Here is a 6,964-nt window from a genome sequence, read left to right on the forward strand (position 1 = left end):
GTCCAGCGTCACGCACTCCCCCGGTGTCGGCGCCGACCTCTGGATCATGGGCCTGGTGATCGCCGGTCTGGGCACCATCCTCGGTGGCGTCAACATGCTGACCACGGTGATCTGCCTACGGGCGCCGGGCATGACGATGTTCCGGATGCCGATCTTCACCTGGAACATCCTGATCACCATGATCATGATCCTGATCGTCTTCCCGCTGCTGACCGCGGCGCTGCTCGGGTTGCTCGTCGACCGCCAACTCGGCGGGCATGTCTACGACGCCTCCAACGGCGGAGTCCTGTTGTGGCAGCACCTGTTCTGGTTCTTCGGCCACCCCGAGGTCTACATCGTGGCGATACCGTTCTTCGGCATCGTCACCGAGATCTTCCCGGTGTTCTCCCGCAAACCGGTCTTCGGCTACACCACGATGGTGTACGCAACAATGAGCATCGCCGGACTGTCGGTGGCGGTGTGGGCGCACCACATGTTCGCCACCGGAGCGGTGCTGCTGCCGTTCTTTTCCTTCATGAGCTACCTGATCGCGGTGCCGACTGGGATCAAGTTCTTCAACTGGATCGGCACCATGTGGAAGGGCCAGCTGACCTTCGAGACGCCGATGCTGTTCGCGGTGGGCTTCGCGGTCACCTTTCTGCTAGGTGGCCTGTCCGGTGTCATATTGGCCAGTCCGCCGCTGGACTTCCACGTCACCGACACGTATTTCCTGGTCGCCCACTTCCATTACGTGCTGTTCGGCACGATCGTGTTCGCCACCTTCGCCGGCGTGTATTTCTGGTTCCCGAAGATGACCGGCCGGCTGCTCGACGAGCGACTGGGTAAGCTGCACTTCTGGTTGACGCTGATCGGTTTTCACACCACGTTTTTGGTGCAACACTGGCTAGGCAACATGGGGATGCCACGTCGGTATGCCGACTACCTGCCCACCGACGGTTTCCAGATGTACAACATCGTCTCGACCATCGGGTCGTTCATCCTCGGCGCATCGATGCTCGTGTTTGTCTGGAACGTGTTCAAGAGCTGGCGCTACGGCGAACCGGTTACCGTCGACGACCCGTGGGGCTGCGGCAACTCGCTGGAGTGGGCGACCAGTTGCCCACCGCCGCGGCACAACTTCTACGAGCTGCCCCGGATCCGCTCGGAGCGTCCGGCTTTCGAGCTGCACTATCCGCACATGGTGGAACGACTCCGCGCCGAGGCGCATATCGGCCGAGCCCACGGCCCGGAGGACGACGACGTCACCAGAGCCGACGACGTAAGCGTTCGCACCTGATGGGCGGTAGCGGTCGCAACGGGTGAGCCGCAGGTGAATAGGCCACCCAAGGTGCCGGTGTTGATCACCGTCACCGGTGTCGACCAGCCAGGTGTGACGTCAGCGCTTTTCGACATGCTCTCGGCGCACAAGGTCGAACTGCTCAACGTCGAGCAGGTGGTCATCCGCGGCCGGCTGACGCTGGGTGTGCTGGTATCGGCCGCGGTGGAGGTCGCCGAGGGGCGTGCGCTGCGGGATGACGTCGAGGCGGCCATCCACCGAGTCGGTCTGGACGTCACTATCGAGCGCAGCGACGGTCTGCCGATCATCCGGGAGCCGTCGACCCATGTCATCGTCGTCCTGGGCCGACCGGTCACCGCCGAGGCTTTCGGCGCGGTAGCCCGGGAGGTGGCCGCGCTGGGCGCCAACATCGACCTCATCCGCGGCGTCTCCGACTATCCGGTCACCGGTCTGGAATTGCGGGTCTCGGTGCCGCCGGGCGTCGCCGGCCGACTGCAGGCCGCGCTGACCCAGGTGGCCGCCGACGTCGGCGTCGACGTGGCGGTGGAGGACTACACGCTGTCCCGGCGCGCCAAACGGCTCATCGTGTTCGACGTCGACTCGACGCTGGTCCAGGGTGAGGTGATCGAGATGCTGGCCGCCCGGGTGGGCGTCGCCGACGAGGTCGCGGCCATCACCGACGCCGCGATGCGCGGCGAACTCGACTTCGCCGCGTCGCTGCAGCAGCGGGTCGCCGCACTGGCGGGTCTTCCCGTCGAGGTGCTCGACGACGTAGCCGGCCAGTTGGAACTGACGCCGGGCGCGCGGACCACGCTGCGCACGCTGCGACGGTTGGGTTTTCACGTCGGCGTGGTATCAGGCGGCTTCCGGCAGGTGATCGAGCCGCTGGCACACGAGCTGATGCTGGACTTCGTCGCAGCCAATCAGCTGGAGATCGTCGACGGCAAACTCACCGGGCGGGTCATCGGCCCGATCATCGATCGGGCCGGGAAAGCCAAGGCGCTGCGCGACTTTGCGCAGGCGGCCGGGGTGCCGCTGGAGCAGACCGTCGCGGTCGGCGACGGCGCCAACGACATCGACATGTTGGCCGCGGCGGGCCTGGGCGTGGCGTTCAATGCCAAACCGGCGCTGCGCGAGGTCGCCGACGCGTCGCTGAGCTACCCGTACCTCGACACCGTACTGTTCATCCTCGGCGTCACCCGCGGCGAGATCGAGGCTGCCGACGCGGTCGACGGCGTGCTGCGCCGCGTCGAGATCCCACCGGAGTAGCCGGCGCCGATCGCAAACTCGGCGTTAGCCGAGTGCAGCGGGTCAGCGCCAATGAACGTGGGGTGGCGCGACCCGGCGGCGCCGCGGTACGGCACGATGGTCAGGTGCCCGAAACCGGAAGCGCGGCAGCCAACCCCGACCTGCTGATCGACTTTCACGACGTTTCGCTGCGCCGTGACGGGCGGGTCCTGGTCGGACCGGTGACTTGGGCGGTCGAGCTCGACGAACGCTGGGTGATCATCGGGCCCAACGGCGCTGGTAAAACGTCGCTGATGCGGATCGCCGCCGCCGCCGAGCACCCGTCGTCGGGGGCGGCCTACGTGCTCGGCGAACGGCTGGGCCGGGTAGACGCCGCCGAGCTGCGCTCCCGGGTGGGTTTGAGTTCGTCGGCGCTGGCAGGGCGGGTGCCCGGCCACGAAGCGGTGCGCGATTTGGTCGTGTCGGCGGGTTACGCGGTGCTGGGCCGATGGCGGGAGCGTTACGACGACGTCGACTACAACCGGGCGATCGACATGCTGGAAAGCCTCGGCGCCGAGCACCTGGCCGACCGCAGTTACGACACCCTCTCCGAAGGGGAGCGTAAGCGGGTGCTGATCGCCCGCGCGTTGATGACCGACCCCGAGTTGTTGTTGCTCGACGAACCCGCCGCCGGCCTGGATCTGGGTGGCCGCGAGGAACTGCTGGCCCGGCTCACCGACCTGGCCGCCGACCCCGACGCACCCGCGCTGGTGCTGGTCACTCACCATGTCGAGGAGATCCCGCCGGGCTTCAGCCACGCCATGCTGTTATCGGAGGGGCAGGTCGTCGCGGCCGGTCTGCTGTCCGACGTGCTGACCGCCGAAAACCTCTCCGCGGCGTTCGGCCAGTCGATGGCTCTGGACGTCATCGACGGGCGGTACTTCGCCCGCCGCACCCGCGTCCGCGCCGCCCACCGGAGGCGCGCATGACCACCCCGTTGACCCCGCGACCGGCCGCGACCGTGATGTTGGTCCGCGACAACCCAGATCATCCGGGCGGCATCTCCGTCTTCCTGATGCAGCGGCACTCGGCGATGGAATTCGCCGCGGGCGTGATGGTGTTCCCCGGCGGCGGGGTCGACGATCGTGACCGCAACGCTCAGATCGCCTGGGCCGGGCCGCCGCCGTCGTGGTGGGCCCAGCGGTTCGGCGTCGAGAACGGTCTCGCCGAGGCGCTGGTCTGCGCGGCCGCGCGCGAGACGTTCGAGGAATCCGGGGTGTTGTTCGCGGGCCCGGCCGACGACCCGCACGGCATCGTCGGCGACGCCTCGGTGTACCGGGAATCCCGGCTGGCGCTGGCCGACCGGACGCTGTCGTTCGCGGACTTCCTGCGCACCGAAAATCTGGTGTTGCGCGCGGACCTGTTGCGACCGTGGGCGAACTGGGTCACCCCGGAGGCCGAACGCACCCGGCGCTACGACACCTACTTCTTCGTCGGGGCATTGCCGGCAGGCCAGCGCGCCGACGGAGAGAACACCGAATCCGACCGCGCCGAGTGGACCACGCCCCGGGTGGCCATCGACGACTTCGCGGCCGGCCGCACCTTCCTGCTGCCGCCGACCTGGACGCAGCTGGACTCGCTGGCCGGCCACACCGTGGGTGAGGTGCTGAGCGTGGAACGCCGAATTGTCGCGGTGCAAGCGGATGTGACCACCGACGGCGACAATTGGGAGTTCGAGTTCTTCGACTCCGATCGCTACAACCAGGCTCTGCACCGGCGGCCCCGGTGAGCGAGTTCGTCAGCGTCCACTTCCACGCCGGCCGTGCGGGCGTCGGCACCCTGGGGCTGTCGCGGCCGCCGACCAACGCCATGACGCGCCAGGTCTACCGCGAGATCGCGCAGGCCGCTGCCGAATTGGGTGCGTGCGACGACGTCGCCGCGGTGATCCTGTTCGGCGGCCATGGGATCTTCTCCGCCGGGGACGACATGACCGCGCTGCAGGCACTGACGGTTCCGGAGGCCGAGACCTGGATGCGGGTGCGCCGCGGTGGCATCGACGCACTCGCGGCGATCCCCAAGCCGACGGTGGCCGCGATCACCGGATACGCCCTGGGCGCCGGCGTGACCCTGGCACTGGCCGCCGACTGGCGGGTCAGCGGCGACAACGTGAAGTTCGGCGCGACCGAGATCTTGGCCGGGTTGGTTCCCGACAGCGACGGCCTCACGCGGCTGACCCGCACGGTCGGGGTCAGCCGGGCTAAGGAGCTGGTATACAGCGGGCGTTTCTGCGACGCCGAGGAGGCGCTGGCGTTGGGTCTGATCGACGAGATGGTGAGCCCCGACGATGTGTACGACGCCGCTGCGGCCTGGGCCGGCCGCTTCGTCGACGGCCCGCGGCATGCGCTGGCCGCGGCCAAGGCCGGCATCGACGACGTCTTCGACCTGGCCGCGGCCGAGCGGCTGGCCGCCGACCGCCGCCGCTACCGGAAGGTGTTCGCGGCCAGCGTTGATTCGGATGCCGACGATCGGTAGCGGGCGGTACGTCCATGTATCCGTACCCGGCACACGGGGTTGACACACACGCTACCCTCAGCCTGCACACATATTTCTCTCAGGTGAGATCCTCGGGGCGGAGGGAGAAATGATGGCCGGTCGGTTCGGTTACGGCGCCTTCGCGCTGCTGACGCCGGTCCTGCTGGGCATGGGTACCGCGACCGCCTGGGCCGAGGAGTCGATCATCAGCGACTTCGTGCGGCACGCGCAGTCGGTGGCAAATCAGAACGGCATCATCGACACGGTGCCGCCCGGAACCCCACTCAGTCTGTTGGGTGACCAACAGGCGGACACCGTCGCCGGCATCTTCGCGCAGGACGGCCCCTACGCTGGGATCTACTTGTCGGATGAGCTCAGAGCGATCGAGACCGCACAGTACTTGACCGGCATGCACGGGATGCCCGCGCTGCAGACACTGCCGGGGCTCGATGAGATCAATGCCGTTGACACGATCTTTGGCAATACCGTCGGGGGCGGTGGCGGTAACCCCACTGATGTGGTGTTTTCCAGCGAAAGGGCGATGGCCACCTGGACGCTGATGAACGTCAAAAACCTCGATTTCCCATTCGTCCTTGCGGAGCTGCTCAAAGCGGGCCAGCTGGTGCCCAACGAAGGCCAAGTCGTGGTCTCCGGCGATCCGCAGGATGGCTGGACGCTGGGCAGCTTCGACATTTGGGAGGCGCTCATCGGCAATCCGGCGACGATCATCGACGCGATTGGCGCCGGAATCAGCTACGTCGGGACGGCGACGCTCCGATCTCCCGCCGCGGTGATCGATGACATCGTCAACGCTTTGGGTGGCGACCTCGGTAGCGGCTTCAACCCCGGCGACCTGTCGCCCGACCTGGCCGGGGCACTGCCGGGCGAGTTGGGCACGACAATCGCCTCGGCCCTGATGTTGTTCTGAGCACGTCGTCGCCAGGCGGCAGTTACATCGCCAACGACGACGTCGCTAGGCTGGGCCACCATGACGAGTACCGATCCCGCGCCGCAGCCGCGCGCGACGGCCGAACAGGTGGAGGCGGCCCGGCACGACAGCAAGCTGGCTCAGGTGCTCTACCACGACTGGGAAGCCGAGAACTACGACGAGAAGTGGTCGATCTCCTATGACCAACGCTGCGTCGACTACGCGCGGGACTGCTTCGATGCCGCCGTCCCCGATGACGAGGTCCGCCGGCTGCCGTACGACCGTGCCCTCGAATTAGGCTGTGGCACTGGCTTTTTCCTGCTCAACCTGATTCAGTCGGGGGTGGCGCGGCGCGGTTCGGTCACCGACTTGTCGCCGGGCATGGTCAAAGTCGCCGTCCGCAACGGGCAGTCGCTGGGCCTGGACATCGACGGCCGGGTCGCCGATGCCGAGCGCATCCCATATGACGACGACACGTTCGATTTGGTGGTCGGACATGCCGTGCTGCACCACATTCCCGACGTCGAGCAGTCGCTGCGCGAGGTGCTTCGGGTGCTGCGGCCCGGTGGCCGCTTCGTGTTCGCCGGCGAGCCGACCACCGTCGGCGACGGCTACGCCCGGAAGCTGTCGACGCTGACCTGGCGGATCGCCACCAACGTCACCAAGTTGCCCGGGCTTGGCAGCTGGCGGCGGCCACAGGCCGAGCTCGACGAATCCTCGCGTGCCGCGGCGCTGGAAGCCCTTGTCGACCTGCACACGTTCGCGCCGGGTGACTTGGAGAAGGTGGCCAGCGACGCCGGTGCGGTCGACGTCGACACCACCACCGTCGAGTTCACCGCCGCCATGATGGGCTGGCCGCTGCGCACGTTCGAGTACGCGGTGCCGACGGACCGATTGGGTGGGGGCTGGGCTAAATTCGCGTTCACCAGCTGGAAGACGTTGACCTGGGTTGACGAGAACCTGTGGCGCCGGGTAGTGCCGAAGGGCTGGTTCTACAACGT

General features: G+C 67.5%; 7 protein-coding genes. All 7 read left to right on the forward strand.

The annotated features are described in order from the left end of the window. On the forward strand, positions 1-1,276 hold a 1,276-nt coding region (locus tag ACRDTL_RS16310; protein ID WP_431507745.1), incomplete at its 5' end, for a cbb3-type cytochrome c oxidase subunit I. A gap of 33 nt (positions 1,277-1,309) precedes the next feature. Continuing rightward, the gene (serB, locus tag ACRDTL_RS16315) at positions 1,310-2,545 is read left to right on the forward strand and encodes a phosphoserine phosphatase SerB (RefSeq protein WP_431507746.1); all 1,236 of its coding nucleotides are present in this window, start codon (positions 1,310-1,312) and stop codon (positions 2,543-2,545) included. A 104-nt stretch (positions 2,546-2,649) separates the two neighbouring features. After that, positions 2,650-3,492 (forward strand): ABC transporter ATP-binding protein, encoded by an 843-nt coding sequence (locus ACRDTL_RS16320; RefSeq protein WP_431507747.1) that lies wholly within the window; start codon positions 2,650-2,652, stop codon positions 3,490-3,492. Further along, entirely contained in the window at positions 3,489-4,292 is an 804-nt protein-coding gene (locus tag ACRDTL_RS16325) for an NUDIX hydrolase (protein WP_431507748.1), read from the forward strand. Before ACRDTL_RS16320 ends, ACRDTL_RS16325 begins: the two co-directional genes overlap by 4 nt. After that, entirely contained in the window at positions 4,289-5,035 is a 747-nt protein-coding gene (locus tag ACRDTL_RS16330) for an enoyl-CoA hydratase (protein ID WP_431507749.1), read from the forward strand. The genes ACRDTL_RS16325 and ACRDTL_RS16330 overlap by 4 nt, the downstream gene beginning before the upstream one ends. 109 nt (positions 5,036-5,144) lie before the next feature. Further along, complete coding sequence (locus ACRDTL_RS16335) at positions 5,145-5,963, forward strand: histidine phosphatase family protein (protein WP_431507750.1); 819 nt, start codon at positions 5,145-5,147, stop codon at positions 5,961-5,963. 60 nt (positions 5,964-6,023) lie between these two features. Then, a partial coding sequence (locus tag ACRDTL_RS16340) for a class I SAM-dependent methyltransferase (RefSeq protein ID WP_431507751.1) occupies positions 6,024-6,964 on the forward strand: 941 nt, incomplete at its 3' end.

The sequence above is a fragment of the Mycobacterium sp. genome (assembly GCF_050700595.1).
Lineage (GTDB): Bacteria > Actinomycetota > Actinomycetes > Mycobacteriales > Mycobacteriaceae > Mycobacterium.

Coding starts and splice junctions, on each gene's coding strand:
- ACRDTL_RS16335 (WP_431507750.1), top strand. CDS start 5,145: ATGATGGCCGGTCGGTTCGGTTACGGCGCCTTCGCGCTGCTGACGCCG.
- ACRDTL_RS16325 (WP_431507748.1), top strand. CDS start 3,489: ATGACCACCCCGTTGACCCCGCGACCGGCCGCGACCGTGATGTTGGTC.